The 22,117-nt window shown below is 48.7% G+C and carries 23 protein-coding genes and 1 pseudogene; 22 read left to right on the top strand and 2 right to left on the bottom strand.

The features are described 5' to 3' along the window. The first annotated feature begins 11 nt into the window (after positions 1 to 11). The 7 genes and pseudogenes from EKM90_RS09805 to EKM90_RS09775 all read left to right on the top strand — a co-directional run bounded on the left by EKM90_RS09805 (position 12) and on the right by EKM90_RS09775 (position 3,209). A complete protein-coding gene (locus tag EKM90_RS09805; RefSeq protein ID WP_125582138.1) occupies positions 12 to 383 on the top strand; it encodes a YdcP family protein in 372 nt (123 codons plus the stop codon). A 74-nt stretch (positions 384 to 457) separates the two neighbouring features. After that, positions 458 to 721, top strand: coding sequence for a hypothetical protein (locus tag EKM90_RS09800; RefSeq protein ID WP_003606402.1), 264 nt, complete (start codon positions 458 to 460; stop codon positions 719 to 721). Then, the gene (locus EKM90_RS09795; protein WP_125582136.1) at positions 714 to 971 is read left to right on the top strand and encodes a hypothetical protein; all 258 of its coding nucleotides are present in this window, start codon (positions 714 to 716) and stop codon (positions 969 to 971) included. Before EKM90_RS09800 ends, EKM90_RS09795 begins: the two co-directional genes overlap by 8 nt. Positions 972 to 1,003: 32 nt before the next feature. Further along, positions 1,004 to 1,252, top strand: a pseudogene (locus EKM90_RS13205) (hypothetical protein). Positions 1,253 to 1,271: 19 nt separating this feature from the next. Then, positions 1,272 to 1,559, top strand: coding sequence for a hypothetical protein (locus EKM90_RS09785; RefSeq protein WP_107773161.1), 288 nt, complete (start codon positions 1,272 to 1,274; stop codon positions 1,557 to 1,559). Next, positions 1,556 to 2,944 (top strand): FtsK/SpoIIIE domain-containing protein, encoded by a 1,389-nt coding sequence (locus EKM90_RS09780; protein ID WP_125582134.1) that lies wholly within the window; start codon positions 1,556 to 1,558, stop codon positions 2,942 to 2,944. Before EKM90_RS09785 ends, EKM90_RS09780 begins: the two co-directional genes overlap by 4 nt. Then, positions 2,934 to 3,209 (top strand): hypothetical protein, encoded by a 276-nt coding sequence (locus tag EKM90_RS09775; protein WP_125582132.1) that lies wholly within the window; start codon positions 2,934 to 2,936, stop codon positions 3,207 to 3,209. Before EKM90_RS09780 ends, EKM90_RS09775 begins: the two co-directional genes overlap by 11 nt. Positions 3,210 to 3,297: 88 nt before the next feature. Here the strand turns inward: EKM90_RS09775 and EKM90_RS09770 are convergent, their stop codons facing one another. Beyond that, positions 3,298 to 5,991, bottom strand: coding sequence for a TrlF family AAA-like ATPase (locus EKM90_RS09770; protein WP_404819944.1), 2,694 nt, complete (start codon positions 5,989 to 5,991; stop codon positions 3,298 to 3,300). A gap of 405 nt (positions 5,992 to 6,396) precedes the next feature. Between EKM90_RS09770 and EKM90_RS09765 the strand changes: the two genes are divergently transcribed. The 11 genes from EKM90_RS09765 to EKM90_RS09715 all read left to right on the top strand — a co-directional run bounded on the left by EKM90_RS09765 (position 6,397) and on the right by EKM90_RS09715 (position 17,036). Then, positions 6,397 to 7,587: an XRE family transcriptional regulator gene (locus tag EKM90_RS09765; RefSeq protein ID WP_125582128.1), complete on the top strand. Its 1,191-nt coding sequence runs from the start codon at positions 6,397 to 6,399 to the stop codon at positions 7,585 to 7,587. Continuing rightward, a complete protein-coding gene (locus EKM90_RS09760) occupies positions 7,577 to 7,903 on the top strand; it encodes a hypothetical protein (protein ID WP_125582126.1) in 327 nt (108 codons plus the stop codon). The genes EKM90_RS09765 and EKM90_RS09760 overlap by 11 nt, the downstream gene beginning before the upstream one ends. A gap of 130 nt (positions 7,904 to 8,033) precedes the next feature. Then, the gene (locus EKM90_RS09755; RefSeq protein WP_125582124.1) at positions 8,034 to 8,768 is read left to right on the top strand and encodes a DNA-methyltransferase; all 735 of its coding nucleotides are present in this window, start codon (positions 8,034 to 8,036) and stop codon (positions 8,766 to 8,768) included. A 98-nt stretch (positions 8,769 to 8,866) separates the two neighbouring features. Further along, positions 8,867 to 9,088: a hypothetical protein gene (locus tag EKM90_RS09750; protein ID WP_003606383.1), complete on the top strand. Its 222-nt coding sequence runs from the start codon at positions 8,867 to 8,869 to the stop codon at positions 9,086 to 9,088. 3 nt (positions 9,089 to 9,091) lie between these two features. Further along, positions 9,092 to 9,589 (top strand): antirestriction protein ArdA, encoded by a 498-nt coding sequence (locus tag EKM90_RS09745; protein WP_125582122.1) that lies wholly within the window; start codon positions 9,092 to 9,094, stop codon positions 9,587 to 9,589. A 61-nt stretch (positions 9,590 to 9,650) separates the two neighbouring features. Then, the gene (locus EKM90_RS09740) at positions 9,651 to 10,043 is read left to right on the top strand and encodes a conjugal transfer protein (RefSeq protein ID WP_125582120.1); all 393 of its coding nucleotides are present in this window, start codon (positions 9,651 to 9,653) and stop codon (positions 10,041 to 10,043) included. Further along, positions 10,027 to 12,492, top strand: a complete 2,466-nt coding sequence (gene tcpF, locus EKM90_RS09735) for a conjugal transfer ATPase TcpF (protein WP_125582118.1) — start codon at positions 10,027 to 10,029, stop codon at positions 12,490 to 12,492. Before EKM90_RS09740 ends, tcpF begins: the two co-directional genes overlap by 17 nt. Beyond that, positions 12,479 to 14,581, top strand: coding sequence for a CD3337/EF1877 family mobilome membrane protein (locus EKM90_RS09730; RefSeq protein WP_125582116.1), 2,103 nt, complete (start codon positions 12,479 to 12,481; stop codon positions 14,579 to 14,581). Before tcpF ends, EKM90_RS09730 begins: the two co-directional genes overlap by 14 nt. After that, entirely contained in the window at positions 14,578 to 15,573 is a 996-nt protein-coding gene (locus tag EKM90_RS09725) for a bifunctional lytic transglycosylase/C40 family peptidase (protein ID WP_125582114.1), read from the top strand. Before EKM90_RS09730 ends, EKM90_RS09725 begins: the two co-directional genes overlap by 4 nt. 9 nt (positions 15,574 to 15,582) lie before the next feature. Next, complete coding sequence (locus EKM90_RS09720) at positions 15,583 to 16,116, top strand: hypothetical protein (protein WP_125582112.1); 534 nt, start codon at positions 15,583 to 15,585, stop codon at positions 16,114 to 16,116. Next, positions 16,113 to 17,036, top strand: a complete 924-nt coding sequence (locus EKM90_RS09715; RefSeq protein ID WP_125582110.1) for a conjugal transfer protein — start codon at positions 16,113 to 16,115, stop codon at positions 17,034 to 17,036. Before EKM90_RS09720 ends, EKM90_RS09715 begins: the two co-directional genes overlap by 4 nt. 61 nt (positions 17,037 to 17,097) lie before the next feature. Here EKM90_RS09715 and EKM90_RS09710 read toward each other — a convergent pair whose 3' ends face one another. Continuing rightward, positions 17,098 to 17,511, bottom strand: coding sequence for a hypothetical protein (locus EKM90_RS09710; protein WP_125582108.1), 414 nt, complete (start codon positions 17,509 to 17,511; stop codon positions 17,098 to 17,100). 441 nt (positions 17,512 to 17,952) lie between these two features. Between EKM90_RS09710 and EKM90_RS09705 the strand changes: the two genes are divergently transcribed. From EKM90_RS09705 to tnpC, 4 genes are all read left to right on the top strand, one after another. After that, positions 17,953 to 19,461, top strand: coding sequence for a mucin-binding protein (locus tag EKM90_RS09705; protein ID WP_125582106.1), 1,509 nt, complete (start codon positions 17,953 to 17,955; stop codon positions 19,459 to 19,461). 315 nt (positions 19,462 to 19,776) lie between these two features. Then, positions 19,777 to 19,959: a hypothetical protein gene (locus EKM90_RS09700; RefSeq protein ID WP_125582104.1), complete on the top strand. Its 183-nt coding sequence runs from the start codon at positions 19,777 to 19,779 to the stop codon at positions 19,957 to 19,959. Then, on the top strand, positions 19,946 to 20,341 hold the full coding sequence (tnpB, locus tag EKM90_RS13250; protein ID WP_164507941.1) for an IS66 family insertion sequence element accessory protein TnpB: 396 nt from the start codon (positions 19,946 to 19,948) through the stop codon (positions 20,339 to 20,341). The genes EKM90_RS09700 and tnpB overlap by 14 nt, the downstream gene beginning before the upstream one ends. A 16-nt stretch (positions 20,342 to 20,357) precedes the next feature. Beyond that, positions 20,358 to 21,857, top strand: coding sequence for an IS66 family transposase (gene tnpC, locus EKM90_RS09690; protein WP_125582102.1), 1,500 nt, complete (start codon positions 20,358 to 20,360; stop codon positions 21,855 to 21,857). Positions 21,858 to 22,117: the final 260 nt, after the last annotated feature.

The raw sequence follows: 22,117 nt of genomic DNA, 5'->3' as shown, positions 1-22,117 counted from the left end.
GAGGAACTCACATGCGATTAGCAGAAGGCATCGTTATCGACTTAAAAGAAACCTTTGGCGTCTTGAAATTCTCCGGACAGCGCCGCGAACGCTTCGTGCAAGACGAAGACGGCAACCGTACCGACGACGTAAAGGAACGCACCTATGACTTGAAATCCATGAAACAAGGGATGATGATCCAAGTTTCAATTCCGGCAGAGGCCGGGGTCAAGGACTTCAAGTACAACCAGATTGTGACTTTAGTTGACCCAGTGATCGACACCGTGGCAAACGCAAACTTCAACCGAGTTGAAACTTCGTGGTACATGAAGGCCAAGGATCTCGTGATCGCCACCGCGCCGGTCAAACCGCAGGAGAAGCCAAACAACAATGACAAGAAATAGCTCATTGCCCCACTCCTCGCGCGCGCCGCCCGCTGCGGCGGTTGCTTGCCACCAACGAAAGGAGTTGATTCCTGATGATGACTTCCACCCTGACCGTAGTTGGTCGTGAAGTGTTCATCGACGACTATAACGAAGAAATTGACAACGACTACCGCCTTGACCCAGACGAGATCCTGCAAGACATGGTGGAACTCATGGAAGAAAGCCCTGAATCCTACCAGCACCTGCATATCGACAGTGAACAAACTAACGACGGCATGAATAAGCTGTTCTCGTTCACATCTTACGAAGGCGAAGATGGCTTACGGCTTTCGTATCTGGGCGTCAGCGATGAGTAGAGATGCGAAATCGATTCAACCACAAAATTTTGAAATCGCCGGCTTTGTCGAAGATTACACCAGACTTATCAAAACAGATGGCGTTCTGCCAAGCGCTGACTTTTTACAGGAATTGGTCGCTGATGCCGCGGCACAGGCAATGGACGGTCAATTCATTATCTGGGTTGATAACAACACGATTGATGACGAACCAAAGGAATTCATTTTCAACTTGCTTGAAGACACCGTGATTTATATGGGTGTTGATTGAATTTCGTATTGCTACATGAAAGGAGCTCGAAAATGTCCGCAATGAATATCGACGGCTTTTTAGAAGACTATCCCGCACTAGTTGACCCTGATTTCCACGATCCTAGCCCAGATGCTTTGATCGACATGGTGCTGATGGCGGCCGAACAGGCAACTGCTGGCGAACCATTTTCAATTTAGGTAGACGGCGAATGTACCCGCGATCACGAATCCAAGGAGTTCAGTTTCAATATCGACACCGAAGATCGACAACCCGCTATCAAATATATTGGCGTCAAGTAACGCCCAAAGGGGAATTTCTATGAATGATCAAGTAACCCTCGTCAACTTGGACGACTTTCAACTTCACTACGAACACATCGCTGACTTTGACAACGGTGCATCACCCACTGGTGACGTCATCATCAATTTAATCGACGCAGCTAATCACGCGATTCAAGCTGGCATGAATGCTTGTGACCTGATTTTAGCCAGCGAACAGTGTGCGAAACCCGAAGCCTACCTTCAAGGCGCGCGCTTTAGTTTCAACGTTTCAAGTAGTCCACTTGGTCTCGTGATTGGCTACGACGGAGTGAACATTGACGAATGAAACTTACGTATCGCGGTACACGGGTCTATCCCCGTCAACGCAACTTACTCTACAACACGGCGATGACGGTTGTGGTTTGCTTGTGGGTAACTGGAGCTGCCATTGCTTATTGGCCGCTGCTAAGACAAATCAACTGGAAATTCTTTAATTGGCCGGACGTGGTGGCCTTGCCTTGGTCATGGTTGCCGCTGATTATCAACAGTTTATGTACAGCACTACTCTTTGGTGCTGGTTTGTGGGCTTACCGAACGTGGTTTGCGGATTCCTACAAGCAGATGGAACACCGCCAAAAGCTCGCCCGCATGATCATGGAGAACAAGTGGTACCAAACCGACCAAACCAACAGCGAGAGCTTCTTCAAAGACTTAGGCTCAACGCGCACCAAAGAGAAGATTTCGCACTTTCCCAAAATCTATTACCGACTCAAGGATGGGCTGATTCACGTTTCCGTTGAAATCGTCATGTCTTCCTATCAAGATCAACTCCTGCACTTGGAAAAGAAGTTAGAGGCTGGTCTTTACTGTGAGCTGGTCGACAAGATCATGCACGATTCTTACGTCGAATACACCTTGCTTTACGACACGATCGGCAAGCGCATCACCATCGCTGACGTGACCTGTGAACATGGCTCCATGCAGCTCATGGAAACCGTGGCTTGGCACTATGACGCGCTGCCCCACATGCTGATCGCTGGTGGTACAGGTGGTGGTAAGACCTACTTTATTTTGACGTTGATTGAAGCACTGCTGAAAGACGGTGCCCAGCTCACCATTCTTGACCCGAAAAATGCTGACCTCGCCGACTTAGCTGACGTGATGCCAGGGGTCTATTCCAAGAAGGAAGCCATGCTGGATGCACTTGAAACCTTCTATCAGGACATGATGGCGCGTAACGACAAAATGAAACAAATGGACGGATACAAGACTGGCGAGAACTACGCCTACCTTGGACTACCCGCCCATTTTCTGATTTTTGATGAATATGTCGCCTTTATGGATATGCTTGGCCGTGATGCCATGCAAGTCATGTCCAAGCTCAAACAGATTGTCATGCTTGGCCGTCAAGCTGGCTTCTTTCTCGTGTTGGCCTGCCAACGCCCTGACGCAAAGTATTTGGGCGACGGGATAAGAGATCAGTTCATGTTCCGGGTCGCTCTTGGGCGCATGAGTGAGCTGGGCTATTCCATGATGTTCGGCGAAACCAACAAGGACTTCTTCCAAAAACCAATCAAGGGACGAGGCTATGTTGACACTGGCGGTAGCGTGATCTCTGAATTTTACACACCACTAGTACCGCGCGGCTATGATTTCCTCACCGAAATTGGTGCCGTAGCCAATACCGTGCCTGCAACCCCAACAGAACAGGAGATGCTAAATGAACACTGATGTCAAAATTGAAAACCGATCGCAATTTCTCAATGACTTTCACGAAAACGTGCCTTTCCAGTCTGACGAAGACGCGGAAGACCAACTTGAATGGATGGCAATGCACGCCCGCGAGTACCCGGATTCACGGATCTGGATGGGCGCTCCCGGCGGCCTTACCGCTGACCGTTTTCCGAAGCGCTTTTGGTTCAACATCACTACTGGCGATGACGGTGGCTTGATCATGACTTACATTAACGTCGCGACAGAAGAATGTATTTCATAAACTACAAGATCACTTACCTGTCACGTTTTCTTCAGTTCATAATGCGGATTACTCTACTCTGTATAGTTACAGAAGTATAGCTCATTGATTAGCTGACTGATCGGCTGAATGTATAGCGCTGTTCGCGTTTTTTAAACGCGCGTTGACCACCTTCAAGTACCTCACAAATTGAAGCTTGCATCTCGGGATTTTCGATTGAGCCTTGCTGATATGTGAACTGGTGGCCATTAATACCCGTATCATCGATTAGTTCATTAGCTAGGGTTACGCACTCACTATCACCTCCGACTAGTACATTTGCATTGTGAGTTACCACAAATAACTGTCTTTGCTGCTTCTGCTCTCTTAGGTACGAAACAAGATCATCGTAAATCGCCTTGTTATCAAGCTCATCTTCTGGTTGATCAATGAGGAAAGGCTTATCGTCTTCATCTAAATTCAATTGCATCATGAGGAGAATAAATGCCTGTTTGCCTTCGGACATATCAGAAAAGTCCTGCCCATTGTAAGTGATTCTATAATCAATTTTGAGAAATTCCATATTTGAGAAAGCCTCAAGCCACGCATATAAACTCGAACCAGATCGATATGGCGTCTCGTTACTAGGAAGCTTTGCCCCGAGGTCAATACATCTAATCATCATTTCATGCATGCTCTCAGCATCAATAGTTGTCTCATCTTCGATATTAAGGCCTCCACCTTCGATATGCAAAGCCTCTACCTTATCCTTAAACGCTACTGAGCTCGGTTTGAATGCTGAAGACATCATTTCAACTACCTTATCAACGTCAATCGAAGAAACCACTTTAAAATTCAGAGTTTTGTCGTCTGTCTCGTAAATATCTCTGCTGTAAAGAGCATCCTCAAAATCCAGTTCATTTATAATTTGTCTGATTACCTCAGATTTTGTGTTCTGAAGGTCTTTAAGTTCATCTTTGTCGTTAGTAATGTCATCAAGTAATTTGCGCTGTTCACTTAGACTCTTTTGAAATTTTTGCAACTCCGGAGAACGTTTCTGCTGTTCTTGGTAACTGCTGTATAGTGTAGACTCCTTCAAAGCCTGAATATCAGAGTTCATTTGAGACAACGTATTTTGCTTTTCCTGTATGAGTTCGTCAACTTTACTCTGTAGTTCGCGATTGAAGGAAGCAATCTTTTCTTGAAAGCTTAAAACCGTTTCCTTGATAATTTGACGAGTATACGAATTAATCTGGGGGTTGAGTTGAACGAGATTTTCGTCGCGTAGCTGGACTAGCTCAATGACATCTGCAGTAGTCGCTTTAGCTGATTGCTGCAGAGCGCGCCCCCGTTCAAGCATCTCATCAACAGCCACCTGATCGATATTCTTTGCCTGCTCTTGCCGTTTCTTAACATCCTCAGCGAGCTTTTGGATGTTCTTATTTAGGGTTTCAGCATCTTGCTGAGAGCCAATTTTGGACTCTTTGTCTTCAATTTTTTGATCAAGCGTTGCTAGCTGACTAACCAGGCCGACAACTGCATCATGCTTCTGGCTCCTATACTTAGAAGCCTCATTTCGAATTTGGTTAATGTCTGCCAGATTGACTAAGGTCTCTTCTATAAATTCTTTTCGAGCTGAAGGAGTGCGTGCAATTTCTTGAAGCCCATCCTGATAAATAAAACGGATTTGGCCATCCCTATTACCAACCGTGCCATCCGCGTATCTAATTGTGCATCCGCGGCTTAGTCTCTCAATTAACGCGTTGTAACTCTTGTTGTTACTCTTAAACTTATCTGCATTGCTGGCAAGTTTTCCAATTAACGACAGTAGAACAGATTTTCCGCTCGATCTCCCACCGATTATAGTATTTAGCCCATCCGAAAAGTGAAGTGTCTTGGTTCCAAATGTTGAGTTGTTGAGTTCCAAGGTTTCTATAATTTTTGATTTGACTGGTGGTTCCGGCATGTTTTCTTGTATTCTAACGCGCAAACCGGGTTCATAAAGAACCTGCTTTAATCCTTCAAATGTGCGTTCAGCTTTGATCCATGTGTACGAAGAAGGTGGGAAAGTCTCCATTTGTTCCAGACGGTGTGCATCACAACCTGTTACTGCCGGAAAAACTTTTCCATAGCTGTTTGTAGGCTTCAAAAGCCACTCACGGTCTTCAAAAGCCTTTTTTTCTCTAGCCTGAATCAGATCTACATCGTCTTGAATAAACTGCCTTCCGCTCGCATAACCGTTACCATCGTTCAGGTTAATTCCATCGTCACTATTTGGAATCATAATTAAAACTGACTCCGAGTAGTTGGTACCAAAGGTGTTTTGGAGTGCGCTCCGCATCTCAGACGATGTCGGCATACGGCCGACTTGATCACCTTTGATAATCTCCGGTAAATCGTCGACAAAATTCAACTTTCTACCAGATGGCCCATTGACTTTCAGTTCTCTAAGGAACTTTTCAAGGGTTTGTTTGTCAGCATCCGGACTAAACAACAGATGCACGTTTACATTGCTGCTCGTCTTTCCTTTCTCAGCACGCTTTTTTGATACAAGATCATTCAGCCTTACCTCGATGTTCGGAAAAATCACGATATCTGAGTTCAATCCCCATTCTCTCCGATGCTTTTGTAAGTCAAAGAAATTTTTTACGGAAAAATAATCGGTAATACCTAGAGCAGAAGCCCCGTATTTGTTTAAGTCCTGACAATATTTTTTCCATACGCCTTCCTTATTTGCTCTCTGACCATTCTGGTCTGTATATCCGTCGTGCATTTGTGTGTTCGGCGTATGAATATGCATGTCCCATCTATACCACTTCGACATCTCTTCCACTAGAGCTCACCCTCCATGTTAGTCCCTCAGATTCACGCTCACAATATCAGCTAAAAGTTCACTGCAATTACCCGCAGAACATTTACTCCTGTCATTATACATCGGAGTCTGACCGCAGCCATTAAGAGATTCGACTCTCTTGTGGCACTTTAATCCAGCTAAGCCTTTTTGATCCTTGCCGCCCTCGTGCGGCGTGCAACGCGAAAGCCGCACGCGTGAGCGGCAGCGGTCGGCGCTAGCCGACCGCTTACCCCCAGTACTCTAACAGGGGGGTATTAAATACACCGTCTGTGCCTGAACACGGGGTAGAAAGGTTGATATGACGGCTTTTGAATAGCAAAAGGCAAAATGATGGATGGCACCCCCAATCCATCATTTTTTGAAAGGAGCGTTGCCATGTGCTCATGGCATGAAAAGATTAAAAACAAACGCAAGCAGCTCAAACTTACCCAAGCTCAAGTCGCCCGGCGCTTAGGTGTCACGCGGATGCATTACGTCCAAGTGGAGAACGGCAAGACGAACCCCAGTCCCGCGCTTCAAGCCGAAATTGACCGGCTGCTCAAGAACTGGAACGACGAACCTGAACTGACGCTGATGTTTGACTACATGCGCGTGCGGTTCCCGACCCATGACGCCAAGGCTGTGATCACCAAGATTCTTGGCCTGACCCCGGAACACCTGATATTTGAAGAACATGGCTTCTACGGCTATTCGGCCATGTATATTTTCTCCAACATTCAGGTCATGGTGGCACCGGTTGGCTCCAACCTCGGCACATTGGTTGAGATGAAAGGTCAAGGCTGCCGAGAGTTTGAAGGCATTCTACTTAGCCGCGGTGAGAACTGGTACGACTACTTTCTTCGGGTCGATGAAGCTGGCGGCATCTTCAAGCGGGTTGATATTGCGATTAACGACAAGGTTGGCCTGCTGAATATCCCCGAACTGGTCGATAAGTGTCTGAACAACGAGTGCATCTCCGTCATGCGATCGTTCCAAGGGCTGCAATCAGGAAAGCTCGTGGATCTCGACGAGGTTGGCCGAGGCAATACGCTGTACGTCGGCACGATGAAAAGCGACGTGTATTTCTGCATCTACGAAAAGGCTGCTGAACAAGCGGCCAAGCGCGGCATCTTGATTGCCGATACCCCAATCATCAACCGATTTGAGATTCGTTTGAAAAACGAGCGGGCAATTAAGGCGATTGAGAATATGCTGATAACCCGTGACGCTGAAAAGGTTGCGTTTGGTATCATCACCCGCTATATGCGCTTCGTGGATGAAGTCCCGGACAAAAGCCGCTTGAAGTGGCCGGTCAACGAACGTTGGGCATACTTCCTTGGCAAAGGACGCCAGCCGATTCGCTTAACCACCGATCCCCAGCCCTTTGACCTGAACAAGACCAAGGCGTGGCTCCAAAAGCAAGTCATGCCAACGCTCAAAGTCATCAAAGAAATCGACAACTACTTTGGCACCACTGACTTGCAGCTCATGATCAAGGACGCCGAGCTGACCGACAAACACCTCAAGCTGATTGAACAACAGACTGTTGGTAGCGAAGAGCTAGGAGGTGACATGTTTGGTCAATGACGTGCTGGCTTCCCACCCGCTGCGCGGTAAAGCATTCAAGGACTGTATGCTGAACGTGTACGTCTACAAGGCAGCACTAGTCGGTGTCGTCGAACACAAGAAGTACCGGCGCATCTGTGACATGAATAGTTTTGGCTTCACGGCACAAGACTATATCGCTTGGCGGCACCAGCAACAAGAACACCCGGCGGCGCTAATTGGCCGCGATGGACGCGACTTAAACTACGGCGAGTTACGCCGACTGCTTTATCAGACAGCCGAAGATTCAGGCTGGCCGGTCTTCGCTACACCGGTGGAAGACCTATTTTTCGATTAACCAACTCGGTCGCGATTGACCGTGACAAAACAATCGCAATTCAAAAAGGAGTGATGGTCACAAATTCAACTAAAAAAGTATCACCGCAATCAAACTAGACGTCATCTACAATCGCGAGTGTCTGGAAGGCATGGCGGACTTACCGACATCCTCCATCGACATGATCCTGTGCGACTTGCCGTATGGCACCACAGCCAACGCTTGGGACAAGGTGATCCCGTTTGAATACCTCTGGGGTCAATACGAACGGCTCATCAAACCCCAAGGCGCTATCGTGCTCACTGCAACTGAACGGTTCTCTGCGGACTTAGTGCAATCAAATCCGGCCTTGTATCGCTACAAATGGGTCTGGATCAAGAATACTGTCACCAACTTCGTCAATGCCAAGAACCGTCCGCTATCCCGGTTCGAGGAAATTCTCGTCTTCTCCAAGTCGGGCACGGCCAACTTTGGTAACTTTCCTGATACCAAAGGCATGAATTATTTTCCTCAAAGACTGCTCCCCTATAACAAAACCGTCAACTCGCGTAAGTATGAAAATTCCAATCAGTTGCACCCACGGAACGCGCCTGACACCTACACGCAAGAGTGGACAAACTACCCATCTGATGTGCTCAACTACAAGTCTGATCGCACCGGCTGGCACCCGACGCAAAAGCCTGTTGATCTTTTTGCCTACCTCATCAAGACTTACACCCAGCCCGGCGAGATCGTGCTGGATAACTGCATGGGGTCAGGCACCACGGCAATCGCTGCAATGGACACTGACCGCCATTTCATCGGCTATGAAATTAGCGAAGAATACTGGCGGCGCGCCCTCGATCGCATCAAGCACCACCACGCAACTCAAACCGAGCTTTTCTGATTCGTTACCCCTGATCCGGTCGCCGCTGACCGTGCCAAAACAGCGGCAATCTTGAAAGGAGCTTCGGTCACAAAACTAAAAATCAAAGGATGATTATTATGAATTTCGGACAAAACTTGTTTAACTGGTTCACCTCCAACGCCCAGAGCTTGGTGCTGATGGCGATTGCCATTATCGGGGTCTACCTCGGCTTCAAGCGCGAGTTCTCCAAGCTGATTGGCTTCTTGGTCATTGCAATCATTGCCGTGGGGCTGGTGTTCAACACTGCTGGGGTCAAAGACGTGTTGCTGAATCTGTTCAACCGCGTCATGGGGGCTTAGCCGATGGACGACATCAAAGTCTTTATTGCCAATCTTGGCAAGTATAACGAAGGCGAAATCGTCGGCGCATGGTTCACGCCACCAATCAACAACGAAGAACTCACAGAAAAGTTGGGACTGAACGACCAGTACGAAGAATACATGGTTCAGGACTACGAAGGCCCCGTTGTCTTTAGTGAGTATTCAACGATTGGCGAGATCAACGAAGCTGCCGCAGCCGTTGAAGCGTTGAAAGGCACCGAGATTTACCCTGCTATCAAAGAGCTTATTGGCGAATGGTACGACAATGTAATCGAACTCGCTGCACACAAGGACGACATTGCTTGTTATCACGTCGCGAACATGGCGGAGCTGGCCGAAGAACTAGCTGATGAAGGCTGGTTCGGCGACATTCCGCCACAAGTCGAAAACTATATCGACTATGCCAAGGTCGGCCGTGACCTCGAAATTGAAGGAGGTTTCGTTGAAACACCTTACGGCATCTACCAATTATTAGACTAACTCTCTGGGCTGGCGCTGCAAAAGGCGTCAGCCTTTTTATCTCACTACGAAAGGAGATCACATGAAGAAAGTCAGATCCTACACCAGCATCTGGTCGGTGGAAAAGGTGCTGTATGCCATCAATGACCTGCAGCTCCCATTTCCAATCACCTTTACCCAGATGACTTGGTTCATCGTCAGTCTGTTTGCGGTCATGCTGCTGGGCGACTTGCCGCCACTGTCATTCATCGACGGCGCGTTTCTCAAATATGTTGGCATTCCTGCCGGGCTAACGTGGTTCATGAACCAGAAGACCTTCGACAACAAGAAGCCAATGGGATTCTTGCGGTCGGTGATCAACTACGCCATTACCCCGAAGCTCACCTATGCTGGTAAACCTGTGAAGTCGCAGAAAGAGAAACAAACCGCTGCTGTGACCTACGTTTGGAGGTACCACAATGAAATTTCCGATTAAGTATATCGAAGATAATCTCGTCTGGAACACTGACGGCGAGTGCTTTGCCTATTTTGAATTGATCCCGTACAACTACTCGTTTCTAAGCCCTGAACAGAAACAACAAGTCCACGAGAACTTCCGGCAGTTAATCTCGCAGAATCGCGACGGCAAGCTCCATTTATTGCAGCTCGCCACCGAAGCCAGTGTTCGGGACACTCTCGACCGCTCGAAGAAGTTGGTCAAGGGGTCGCTGAAAGACATCGCCTTCCAGCACATCGACGGGCAAGCCGAGGCGCTGACCGAAAACGTTGGTGACAACCAAGTGGACTACCGCTTCTTCATCGGCTTTAAGCTGCTTCTGAACGACGCGGAGGTAACTGCCAAGTCAATCTTCAAGGATATGGCTTTAGGCATTCGGGACTTCTTCGCCGAGTTCAACACAACGTTCGCTGGTGACTTCTTCACCATGAACAACGCAGAGGTGGAACGCTACGCCAAGTCCGCTAAGTTCCTTGCCGAAAAAATTGGCCGCCGCTTCAAAGTCCGCCCGCTGGATAAGAACGACTTCGGCTATCTGCTCGAACACCTCTATGGCATGACGGGGCAGGACTACGACGACTATGAGTACCACTTACCTCGCAAGAAGTCTAAGCGCGACACGATCATCAAGCGCTATGACCTGATCAAGCCAACCCGCTCACTGATTGAGCAGCACCAACGCTCGATCAAGATCACCCACGGGCTGGATAGCAGTTACGTGACGTACCTGACGCTTTCCGACATTGTTGGTGAATTGGAGTTTCCCGGCAGTGAAATCTTCTACTTCCAGCAAAGTCAGTTCGATTTTCCAATCGACACCAGCTTAAACGTTGAAATCGTGACGAACAAGAAGGCGCTGACCAAGGTACGCAACAAGAAGAAGGAACTCAAGGACTTGGACGAACACGCCTACCAGTCCGGCAACGAAACGACACGCGGCGTCAGCGACGCTTTAGATTCGGTCGATGAACTTGAAAGCAACCTTGATCAGACTAAGGACGCCATGTACAAGATCAGCTATGTCATTCGCGTAGCTGGGCGTTCCGAAGATGAAATGAAGCGCCGTGCCGATCAGCTACTTGACTTCTACGACAGCCTCAACATCAAGCTCGTGCGACCATTTGGCGACATGCTGGGACTGCACGGTGAGTTTATCCCTGCCTCGAAGCGCTACATCAACGACTATATTCAATATGTGACCAGCGATTTCATCGCCTCACTAGGCTTTGGTGCGACACAATCGCTCGGCGAAAAAGAAGGCATCTACATCGGGTACAACGTGGACACCGGACGCAACGTCTACTTGCAGCCAGATATTGCGGCGCAAGGCATTAAAGGCACTGTTACCAATGCCTTATCCGCCACCTTCCTCGGCTCACTGGGTGGTGGTAAGTCCTTCTCCAACAACTTACTTGTCTACTACGCCGTTCTTTACGGGGCACAGGCACTGATTCTTGATCCGAAGTCAGAGCGTACTGGGTGGGCAGAAAACCTAGACTTCATGGACAACGAGATAAACATCGTCAATCTGACCAGTGAGGAACAAAACCGTGGGCTGCTTGATCCTTATATCATCTTGTCCAACTTGAAAGATTCGGAATCGTTGGCTGTTGACACCCTGACCTTCCTCACGGGGATCTCAAGCCGTGACGCCGACCGCTTCCCGACGCTGCGCAAAGCGATTCGCGCGGTAACACAAGCACCCGAACCGGGACTGTTGAAAGTCATTGATGAACTCCGCCGCGAAGACACGCCTATTGCGCGCAACATTGCCGATCATATCGAATCCTTTACGGACTATGATTTTGCGGCATTGTTGTTCTCTGACGGGACCGCGCGCCGAACGATCGCGCTTGATCGCAAAATCAACATCGTGCAAATCGCAGACTTGGTACTACCGGACGCCGACAAGACGCAGGAAGAATATATCACTGCTGAAATGCTATCGGTCGCCATGCTCATGATAATCAGCACGTTCGCGATCGACTTCATCCATCAAGACCGCGCCCAGTTCAAAATTGTGGACTTGGACGAAGCCTGGGCATTCTTGAACGTGGCACAGGGTAAGGCGCTGTCCATGAAACTGATTCGTGAGGGTCGCTCGATGAACGCCGGGGTTTACCTCGTTACCCAAAATGCAGACGATTTGCTCGACGAAAAGATGAAGAACAACATCGCCCAAAAATTCGCGTTCCGTAGCACCGACATCACGGAAATCAAAAACACCCTCAACTTCTTTGGTCTCGATGCCGAAGACGAGGGTAATCAGAACCGGCTTCGGTCACTAGATAATGGGGAATGCTTATTCCAAGACATTTGGGGACACGTCGGTGTGCTGCACTTCGACTATATCTTTGAACACCTACACCACGCCTTTGACACCCGGCCACCGAAACCCGTGGAGGTGATCGCTGATGACGAAAGCTAACCGTCGGCGGCTTCTGCTGTTCCTCGGTGTTGTCGCGGCATTCATGTTGGTACTGATACTTGCCGGTGGGCAGCCGGTACACGCAGCGGGACTGGTCGACGATCAATCTGGCGGCACTAACGAGTATTCCAAGTACCCGTTGTCGCACTACCAGCTCGACTACTTCGTCGATACTAGCTGGGACTGGTTGCCTTGGAATTGGGGCGACGGCATCGGCAAGTCTGTGAACTACGGTCTGTATGCCATTACCAACTTTCTGTGGACGCTCTCTGTCTACCTCTCAAACGCTGCGGGCTACCTGATTCAGCAAGCCTACTCGCTGGACTTCATCAAAGATACGTCTGACGCGATTGGGAAGAATATGCAGCTCTTGGCTGGGGTGTCAAAAGATGGTTTCACCACTGACGGCTTTTACCCGGGCTTGCTCCTGATGATCACACTCGTCGTCGGTATCTACGTCGCGTATACAGGTATCATCAAGCGCGAAACCTCGAAAGCTATCTCGGCAATCGTGAACTTTGTGGTGATCTTCATTACGTCAGCCAGCTTTATTGCCTACGCCCCGGACTATGTCAGCAAGATTAACGAATTCAGTTCAGACATCAGCACTAGCGCCCTCAACACCGGCTCCAAGATGATCATGGGCACTGATACCGCAACTGATAAGTCTGGCGTCGATGCGATTCGTGACACCCTGTTTGAAATTCAGGTGAAGCAGCCATGGACACTTTTGCAGTTCGGTGACAGCGACGCCGATGCTGTAGGCAAAGACCGCGTAAACAACCTGATGAAGACTAACCCATTCGGGGACAAGGGTAAAACTCGCACAGACGTGGTAAAAGCTGAAATTGAAGACAATGACAACGAGAACCTCTCGCCGACCATGACCATCAATCGGCTGGGCACTACGACCTTTGTTGTCTTGTTCAATATCGCAATCACTTTGTTTGTCTTCTTCCTGACGGCAATGATGCTGTTCAGCCAGATACTCTTTATCATCTACGCGACGTTCCTGCCAATATCTTTCTTACTCGCTATGCTGCCGTCCTTTAACGGGCTAATGAAACAAAACATCATGAAGCTGTTCAACACAATCATGACGCGAGTTGGCGTGACGCTGGTGATCACGATGGCATTCTCGCTATCGGCAATGGTCTACGGATTATCGGCCACCTCACCGTTCTTCCTCGTGGCCTTCCTGCAAGTCACCATCTTCGCGGGTATTTGGATGAAACTCGGCGACTTGATGGGCATGATGCAGCTCCACAGCTCTGACGCCCAGCAAGGCGCACAACGCTTCTCGCGTCGTGGCAACCGCATGCTTCGGCAGTTCGTCGGTAGTGCAATGGGTGGTGCAATGGCAGGACGCTTCCTGTCGCGGGGCTATGGGAAAGGTCGCGGAATGCCGCAAACACCACAACTTCCCGCTGGCACGCAACGCGAGCAAACCGCGGACGCTGCCAAGCCGCAACAACCTAAGAAGCCACGCAGCCAACGTCTGGGTGAGAAACTCGCCGATGTTTCCGATGTCGGTAACAAGCTCAAGGACAAGACTAAACGTGGCCTTGATCAGGTGAAGGACGCACCAACCAACGTTTTATATGGTCTGCATCGTGGTAAGCAACTGACTAAGGAGGCCGCCGAAACTGCGAAGGATAGCTTCAAGGGTCGGCGTGAAGCCAATCAGCAGGAACGTGACAAGCAGCTTGACCAACGGCGTAAGCAAATGCAAGAACGCAAGCTCGCAATCAAGCCGAAAGCTGATCCTGCAAAGCCAAAACCAACGGCTACCAAGCTACCGGTTGAGCCAACTCGTAAGCCGACAACTGCCACACCTACCAAACCAAAGCCCGAACAAACTGATACCAGTGGGCAACCTAAGCGCTCTGCCACGAAGCCAACTTCAACTCGGCCTCCGCGGCCAGTCACGAAAGCACAAGCAGACCCCACCATAAAACCGCACCAAGAACCAGCCCCACCAACGAATAGACTCAAGAAGCCACTGACCCTCGTTTCCGAAAAGCCGGCCAAGCCACGCACCCCAAAGCCACAGCGGATCAAAAAGGCTAAGGGGCATAAGAAGCGATGAAACTATGGCGCTGTTTAGCTCTTGCCGCACTCCCGATACTGTTGATTGGCGGTCTGTTCTTTGCGGTCATTGCCTCTGATGATGACGAAGATCAGCCTGCCTCTGCGATCACAGCCGACGCGATGAACTTATCCGCTGAAGTTTACAAGCATAAGCTGACGGTCGAAAAGTATTGTAAAGAGTTCGGCATTTCAGACCAGGTAATGGTGATACTCGCCATCATGCAGGTTGAATCTGGTGGCAAAGGCGGCGACGTGATGCAAGCTAGTGAATCGCTGGGACTACCGGTCAATACGCTAGATACCGAAGCATCAATCAAGCAAGGAGTGAAGTATTTCGCGTCGCTGCTGAAAAGCATGAAAGCTGCGGGCATGGATCTTAACACTGCGATTCAAAGCTACAACTATGGTGGCGGCTTTATCGACTACGTTGCTAAGCACGGCAAAAAGTACACGCTTGAGCTGGCAACGGCTTTTGCCAAAGAAAAGTCTGGTGGTAAGAAAGTCACCTACACCAACGCAGTAGCCAAAGACGGTTGGCGCTATGCCTATGGAAACATGTACTACCTATCGGTTATCTCGCAATACCTCGTCACAGGTGGCGCGAAGTTCGACGACAAAACGGTACAAGCAATCATGGACGAAGCGCTCAAATATCAAGGCACTCGTTATGTGTTCGGCGGCTCAACGCCAACAACGGGCTTCGACTGCTCAGGGCTGACTAGCTGGTGTTACGGCAAAGCTGGGATCAAACTTCCTCGCACCGCACAAGCACAATACGACGCCACGGCACACCTGAACATCAAAGACGCCAAGCCCGGCGACTTAGTGTTCTTCCACTCAACCTATGACACTGCCGACTACGTTACCCACGTTGGGATCTACGTTGGCGGCATGAAGATGTACAACGCCGGCGATCCGCTCGGCTATGCCGACTTGAACTCAAGCTATTGGCAAGCCCACCTGATCGGCGCTGGGCGCGTGAAGAAGTAGGTGACGATAATGAATCAAAACGGTATCAGCGACTTTGACTGGATGGATCTCATCACCAACACCTACGACGACGCGCTGCAAAAGGCACATGTCGATCTAAAATTTGGTGATAATCGCGCACTACGCAACAAGGAACTCGACTTTGCGTCAGGCGAGTGGGAACGCATCAAATTCTTTAAACAACGCTTGCCCAATACCGACGACCTGTGCCACGTCCTTGACCGCTTCGTTGACCGAATGCCGGAAATGGAATACGGGCACCGGCGTGAGTATCGCCTTGCCGTCGCGCATGAAGTGGCCGTTGATCGATGGCTCAAAGGCAAGGTGTTTGCACCAGAAGACCGTAAGTATATCCTCGACCGCGAACGCTACTTGGCCGAAGAATACTTCAACAACGACCGTGAACTCGGTCAGTATATCGAAACTGACTATGAGGGCTACAAGCGGATCTCGCTTCAACGCCTATTCGTGCGCTTTCTCGATATTTACGATGACTTTTACCGCTGCTACGAAATTAGAAAGGACAAGGTGAATGAACCTTGAGTAAAGATAAAGCCCAAAAGAAAGGCTGGTTCAAGAAGAAGCCAGCCGCCCCAAAACCGCCTAAAATTAAGCACCATGGTCTGCGCCGCCCGGTCACACTGCTTTGCTGGGCAGTGTTAATCAGCAGCACCAGTTTCGGTGTCTACAAGAACATGACCGCCATCGACACCCACACGGTGCATGAAGTTCAAGTGATCAAGACTAAGGTGATTGACACGCACGCCTTGGCGACCTTCACCACCGACTTTGCCAAGCTCTACTATTCGTGGCAACCCAGCCACGAATCACTAGATCAGCGGCAGAAAGCCTTGCAGCCGTATCTTGTGGAGCCACTGCAATCGCTGAACGCCGACACCGTGCGGAGCGACATTCCCACAACTGCCGCGGTCAGTGAGGTCAAGGTTTGGGACGTGAGCAAGACGACCAAAGACACCTTCCGCGTGCTGTTCACGGTGAAGCAAGACCTCACTATGGGTAAAGATAAGAAGTCTGTGGCCAGCTCTTACACCATCAACATCATGCAAAATAACAACGGTGATATGGTCATCACCAAGAATCCCACCCTCGCTGCGGAACCGGCGACGGCACGGATCAAGCTGCCAGATACGCAATCTGATAACTCGGTAGACAGTGCCACCGCAGACGACGTAACCAAGTTTCTCAAGACGTTCTTCACCTTGTACCCGCAAAGCGATCGCAACGAACTCAAGTATTACGTCAAGGACGGCACGCGGCCGATTGACCGGAACCTCAAATTCGTAGAGCTGCTTGATCCGGTCTTCAAGCAGACGAAGAACCGTCTCACCGTCAACTTGTCTGTGAAGTACATTGATACTGACAACGATATGAGCCAAGTATCGCAATACACCCTGACCCTTTCCAAGCAAAGTAACAACTGGATAATCACCGACGGTATCTAGAAGAATACCCGGCACGACCTCACGCTGAAACTAGCGTAGTAGGTCGTGCCGGGTATTGTCGTTATTCTGGTTGTGTCGCGACGTTTCGACTGTGGACTTTACGAACGATAAAGTAAGGGAGGTAGCCGAAAACAAAGGTTAAGATCACGATCTTGGTGAGCACTCTACCAATCTGAACTATGATGAATATTGCTAATGCTGTAACCGCTAGGATGACGACCACGCGCATGACTGAATAGAAGAACCACAGAAACAGCGGCAGGGCGAAGTATGCCAGTACACAGACTAGCAGTGTCACTGTAATCATCACCCAGCCTTGCATGAAGAACGGAGATAGCACATGCCACCACAGTACGCTAACCGCATTACTGCAGCCCGTAATCAGTACCACAAGCAATCCGCCGACGGCATTCGCAACAAAGTCAATGCAAGCATCAAGCCCAGAATTCACCGTTGAAATCAACGATCCAATCATCAATGACTCCTCCCCCCCATTTCATATTGGAGCTTGAGGATACCAGATGCTGACGCAGGATTGCAACTAATTAGTGAAGCAGCTCGGTTCACTGATGAATTCCGAGCAGAATAAGGCTGCAAATTCTAGGGATTGATTAGGATTATGAACCGATATTAAGAACACCATCGCTCATTTTCACTATCTGGTCCCACGTGTCAATCTGAGTCAGGTCATATATGGTAGCGATTATTAATTGTTTTTAGAAAAATCTGGATCAAAATCGGTTTCAAACAACTTTGGATTTTCTTGCTTGGCGTCTTTGAAATGTTTCTGAATTTTCTTCTGGTTACTTTCTGAGAGGTTCTGGAAAGAAACCTTCATATAAGACGAATCAAAGCCCCATATTTACATTAGTGCTATAATGAAAAGGAAATTAATTTTTTGAAGGGGAAGGAAACGATGTTTTCAAAAAATAATCATTTGCTAACTGATCGTCAATGTACACACCAAAACCCTAAATTTGCTTTACGGAAGCTGAGTATTGGGGTAGCTTCTGTCCTGTTGGGAACTATTTTCTTGATGGGTGAAGCTAATGTCCAGGCGGACACGGTTACTGATGCTAATCAAGAGAACCCAGTTATCGCTACGACGACTGCTGATACTCAAAATAAAAGTACAAGCAAAAGCAATATTGATCAGGCTAAACAACTGATTAATAATCAGACTACTGTGGTAGAAAATGAGAAGCCTGCTAATCCATTGCCAGACTATAAGCCGATAACGTATGTTAACTATGATGCCGTAAGTATCTATCCTGCGAATGATGCTCAGGGGAACCCATCAGTCTATGTGAAGGATCATATATTTGATAATGTTCATAAGCCAGGCGATCGGGTTTATGACTTCATTAAGGGGGCTAATGGTTGGTCTTCCGGTGTTTATTACTATCACCAAAACAAACAACATACGGCTGGTTACCATGCTTTGACACCAGTGGATGCCAATGATCGTTCCAAGGGTTATCAAGTTCCGGATTTTGAAGCCGACATTTTAGGTGGCGAAGGGATTGCCTTAGATAAAGATGGCCATTTAATTGGTGCCTATCCGGGTGAAAGTCATTATAGTAGTATGGCACCAGGAGCGGCTGTAAATACTTATATAACGCTTCATCCTGATCAGCAACGAGTAGAGATTAACTTTTTGGATCAAACCACTAATAGCTCCTTAGGAAAAGTTGTTTTGTGGGGATACAGTGGGATTCAAAGTCAATTTAAGGTTGATGATTTATTAGCTAAATTGAAATCTTTAGGATTTGAAGTTACTTCGTCTGATTTTCAAAATGGCTTCCATTACGATAGTACTAACAACGATTACTATAGCAGCTCCGATCCTAATCAGTGGCAAGATAATCAGTTACAGTCCTTTACGATTGTCCTCAGCCATCCACAATCAACTGAGAATGGTCAAAAGACCATTACGAGAACCATCCATTATAAGTACAGTGATGGTAGTCAAGCCCAACCAGATAAGGTACAAACGATTACCTTAACCCGGATGGGTTCTAAGGATGCAGTTACAGGCGAAATTACCTGGGGTGCTTGGTCGACGGGTAGTTTTGATGCTGTTACTAGCCCAACGATTGCTGGCTACACTCCAGACTATGCCCAGATTGATGCTGAAACCGTTGATGGTAATAGTACGGACATCGAACAGGCCGTTACTTACATCAAGGATCAAGTTGCTACTCCTGATGATAGTCAGGGAACTAAGGGAAACCAGCATACAAAAACTAATACTACTAGCCAAGAGACCGCTAATTTGACTAAGAATAGCCTAACTAGTAATAAACAGCAGGCTAATCGATTGCCTCGGACAGGTAACCAAAGTGAAACTGGTGCTGTGGCATTAGGTTTAGCAACGATGCTGGGTATGTTAGGCTTAGCCGGGTTAAAGCGTAAGCATCAATAAGCTGAATAACTAGAAAGCGACACTCAACTAAAATGGCTGAGTACATCTTTTCTACTCAAAGTCAAGTTATATCAGTGCTTAATTACTGTTTTGGCCTGACTTTTTGGCTCTTTGTCAAATGGTGTTGAAGAATACTATTTATCTTTTGGAAGGTTCTCTCTTCGGAGGGGGCCTTTTGTTATTTCAGCGATGGTAAGCACCCAATAACCGACCGCCTGGCAAACTAAGAAGTAAGCACTCAATAACTGACCGCATGTATAAAGCAGCGCCCTAGCAGTACCCTTACCTCATCATGAAGAATGGTGAGGTGTTTTTATGGACAAACCAGATATTGTCAGAATCAAACTTGACGAGGAGCATCGCCGCCCTGATCTGAATCCATCGACCAAGGCCCTTCAGCTCAAAATTGGCAACAATAAGACCGTTGTCGTTTACAACCACATCCAAGGCTATATCCTGGATGCGTTGATGAAAGCCGTGTTTGATGATGCTCATTGATATTCGTAAGCTAAGCGGCATTTACTTGATATGCGGTCGAACCGACTTGCGTCGCGGAATCGATGGCTTAAGCAGCGTGCTCCAGGAAGAATACGCGCTAGACCCGTACAGTCGGGCGCTCTTTCTGTTCTGCGGGACCCGAAAGGATCACTTCAAGGCACTCTATTGGGCTGGCGATGGTTTCGTACTGCTTTACAAACGCATTGAAGATGGTCGGATCCAGTGGCCAGCAAACCAGAACGAAGTGAAAAAGCTTCACGCAAAGCAGTTAGAGCGTCTGCTTTCAGGCTGGGGACTGGAGCCAACAGTGAAGCCGTTTTGTCCACGAAAAAATGCTAGGAAGCCTGGTACACCAGTGCTAAACTCAACTCATCACGAATGAATAGAGGGCGACGCCCATGACGACAACGACCGAAGACCTGCTCAAGCAGGCACTTGATCAAAATCGCGAACTCACGAAGCAGATCCAGGATTTGACGGAGCAAGTCGCGTATTTGACTCGTAAAATCTACGGCTCCCATTCAGAGAAGATGACTGATCCGAATCAGTTGTCTCTCTTGGAGGAAGGCAGTGTTTTTACCGACCCAGAGCTCACTGGGCACCAAAGCGAAAAAACGGTCGTAACATCAACTCGTAAGCCTAAGCGCAAGCGTGTTGAAACAATCGATCCGAATTTACCGGTCGAAGAGACCATCATTTACCGGCAGAGTGATCTCTGTGAGGATGGACATCAGTTAACTAAGCTGGGCAAGCACCTGGTGCGCGAACAAGTTCAGCACATCCCGGGTCGTTTGTATGTAGAGAAAATCTACGAGCAAACCTACAAGTGCTCAGCATGCGAGCAGCAAGATGGCCAGTCGCATTTGTATCAAGGCCGTGCGCCGCAGGCGCTGATCCCGCACAGTATCGCGACCTCGTCCCTGGTGGCGGAAGTCCTTCATCAGAAGTACACGCTGGGGACACCCTTGTATCGCCAAATCAAAGAGTGGAATCGTGCCGGTATTCTGGTGAGCGAGTCCACGCTAACCAATTGGGTGATTAAGACCGCGGAACTGGTCAGACCAGTCTATGACTTATTGCATAGTCACCTGATTTCTCAGCGGTTCCTGCAAGGTGACGAGACCCCCTTCCAGGTCCTGAAAGAGCCTGGCAAACGGGCACAGAGTAAATCGTACATTTGGGTCGAGCGTAGCATTAGCCGAACTGAACAGCAGGTCGTGTACTATGCCTATGGTGATACGCGGTCTGGCAAATTTGCCCAGCACATTTATACCGGCTTCACCGGTGTACTGCAGTGCGATGGTTATTCAGGCTATAACAGTTTGGGTGATAGCGTCACGCGAGTGGGGTGCTGGGCACATGTGCGGCGAAAGTTTTACGATGATGCCGCAAAGGTCAAGGAACAGTTTCGTTCAACGATACCCTTGGAGCTCCTGAACAATATGTTCAAGCTCGAGGAGCAATGGAAGAACTTAACTGCAGAAGAACGCCTGCGACATCGGCAGGCGGAGCTCAAGCCGTTGATCGATCAATTTTGGACTTGGTGTGATTCAGCCAATCCGGCACCGAAATCGCGGTTAGGCGTGGCCTTGACCTACGCAATCAATCAACGCCAGTTGCTCAATCGCGTGTTGGATTACGGCGAGATCGATCTCAGCAACAATGCCTCCGAAAGGAACATGAAGGCGTTCGTGATTGGCCGCAAGAATTGGCTATTTGCGACTAGCCCTAAGGGCGCCGAAGCAAACGCAATTTGGATGACGATTGTGGAGACGGCCAAGGCCAATGGCCTGGATCCTAGAAGATACATCGAAGATCTGCTTGAATGGATACCGCAGCTCCCCGCCTTCGTAAAGCCGGAACAGCTTGAGGCTATTTGCCATGGAATATTGAAATAGGCTCGTCAAGAACTATAAGTGCGTAACCGACAATGCGGCCCGTCCTCCACGAACTGGAGAACAAACCGCATTTTGCGTCTAATTCAAGACGGTCGGTTATTGAGTGCTTACACTAAGAAGGGGCGTAATCCGCATTCTCAGATTACGCCCCTTCGTTGTTCAAGCAATCTCTTGTTTTGATGGCTTCAGATACTGATTCCAAGGTGAATAAGACTCAGCTTGTTCTCTCGTAGGAGAAGTGGGAAGCTGCGACAGCTCGT

This window comes from Lacticaseibacillus suibinensis, assembly GCF_003946175.1.
Lineage (GTDB): Bacteria > Bacillota > Bacilli > Lactobacillales > Lactobacillaceae > Lacticaseibacillus > Lacticaseibacillus suibinensis.
The sequence above is the reverse complement of the archived record's forward strand: the minus strand, read 5'-3'. Positions and strand labels throughout refer to the sequence as shown.

What these genes read in the sequence shown, in the direction of transcription:
- EKM90_RS09805 (WP_125582138.1), top strand. Translation starts at nt 12, where the DNA reads ATGCGATTAGCAGAAGGCATCGTTATCGACTTAAAAGAAACCTTTGGC.
- EKM90_RS09800 (WP_003606402.1), top strand. Translation starts at nt 458, where the DNA reads ATGATGACTTCCACCCTGACCGTAGTTGGTCGTGAAGTGTTCATCGAC.
- EKM90_RS09795 (WP_125582136.1), top strand. Translation starts at nt 714, where the DNA reads ATGAGTAGAGATGCGAAATCGATTCAACCACAAAATTTTGAAATCGCC.
- EKM90_RS09785 (WP_107773161.1), top strand. Translation starts at nt 1,272, where the DNA reads ATGAATGATCAAGTAACCCTCGTCAACTTGGACGACTTTCAACTTCAC.
- EKM90_RS09780 (WP_125582134.1), top strand. Translation starts at nt 1,556, where the DNA reads ATGAAACTTACGTATCGCGGTACACGGGTCTATCCCCGTCAACGCAAC.
- EKM90_RS09775 (WP_125582132.1), top strand. Translation starts at nt 2,934, where the DNA reads ATGAACACTGATGTCAAAATTGAAAACCGATCGCAATTTCTCAATGAC.
- EKM90_RS09770 (WP_404819944.1), bottom strand. Translation starts at nt 5,991, where the DNA reads ATGTCGAAGTGGTATAGATGGGACATGCATATTCATACGCCGAACACA.
- EKM90_RS09765 (WP_125582128.1), top strand. Translation starts at nt 6,397, where the DNA reads ATGTGCTCATGGCATGAAAAGATTAAAAACAAACGCAAGCAGCTCAAA.
- EKM90_RS09755 (WP_125582124.1), top strand. Translation starts at nt 8,034, where the DNA reads ATGGCGGACTTACCGACATCCTCCATCGACATGATCCTGTGCGACTTG.
- EKM90_RS09750 (WP_003606383.1), top strand. Translation starts at nt 8,867, where the DNA reads ATGAATTTCGGACAAAACTTGTTTAACTGGTTCACCTCCAACGCCCAG.
- EKM90_RS09745 (WP_125582122.1), top strand. Translation starts at nt 9,092, where the DNA reads ATGGACGACATCAAAGTCTTTATTGCCAATCTTGGCAAGTATAACGAA.
- EKM90_RS09740 (WP_125582120.1), top strand. Translation starts at nt 9,651, where the DNA reads ATGAAGAAAGTCAGATCCTACACCAGCATCTGGTCGGTGGAAAAGGTG.
- tcpF (WP_125582118.1), top strand. Translation starts at nt 10,027, where the DNA reads ATGAAATTTCCGATTAAGTATATCGAAGATAATCTCGTCTGGAACACT.
- EKM90_RS09730 (WP_125582116.1), top strand. Translation starts at nt 12,479, where the DNA reads ATGACGAAAGCTAACCGTCGGCGGCTTCTGCTGTTCCTCGGTGTTGTC.
- EKM90_RS09725 (WP_125582114.1), top strand. Translation starts at nt 14,578, where the DNA reads ATGAAACTATGGCGCTGTTTAGCTCTTGCCGCACTCCCGATACTGTTG.
- EKM90_RS09720 (WP_125582112.1), top strand. Translation starts at nt 15,583, where the DNA reads ATGAATCAAAACGGTATCAGCGACTTTGACTGGATGGATCTCATCACC.
- EKM90_RS09710 (WP_125582108.1), bottom strand. Translation starts at nt 17,511, where the DNA reads ATGATTGGATCGTTGATTTCAACGGTGAATTCTGGGCTTGATGCTTGC.
- EKM90_RS09705 (WP_125582106.1), top strand. Translation starts at nt 17,953, where the DNA reads ATGTTTTCAAAAAATAATCATTTGCTAACTGATCGTCAATGTACACAC.
- EKM90_RS09700 (WP_125582104.1), top strand. Translation starts at nt 19,777, where the DNA reads ATGGACAAACCAGATATTGTCAGAATCAAACTTGACGAGGAGCATCGC.
- tnpB (WP_164507941.1), top strand. Translation starts at nt 19,946, where the DNA reads ATGATGCTCATTGATATTCGTAAGCTAAGCGGCATTTACTTGATATGC.
- tnpC (WP_125582102.1), top strand. Translation starts at nt 20,358, where the DNA reads ATGACGACAACGACCGAAGACCTGCTCAAGCAGGCACTTGATCAAAAT.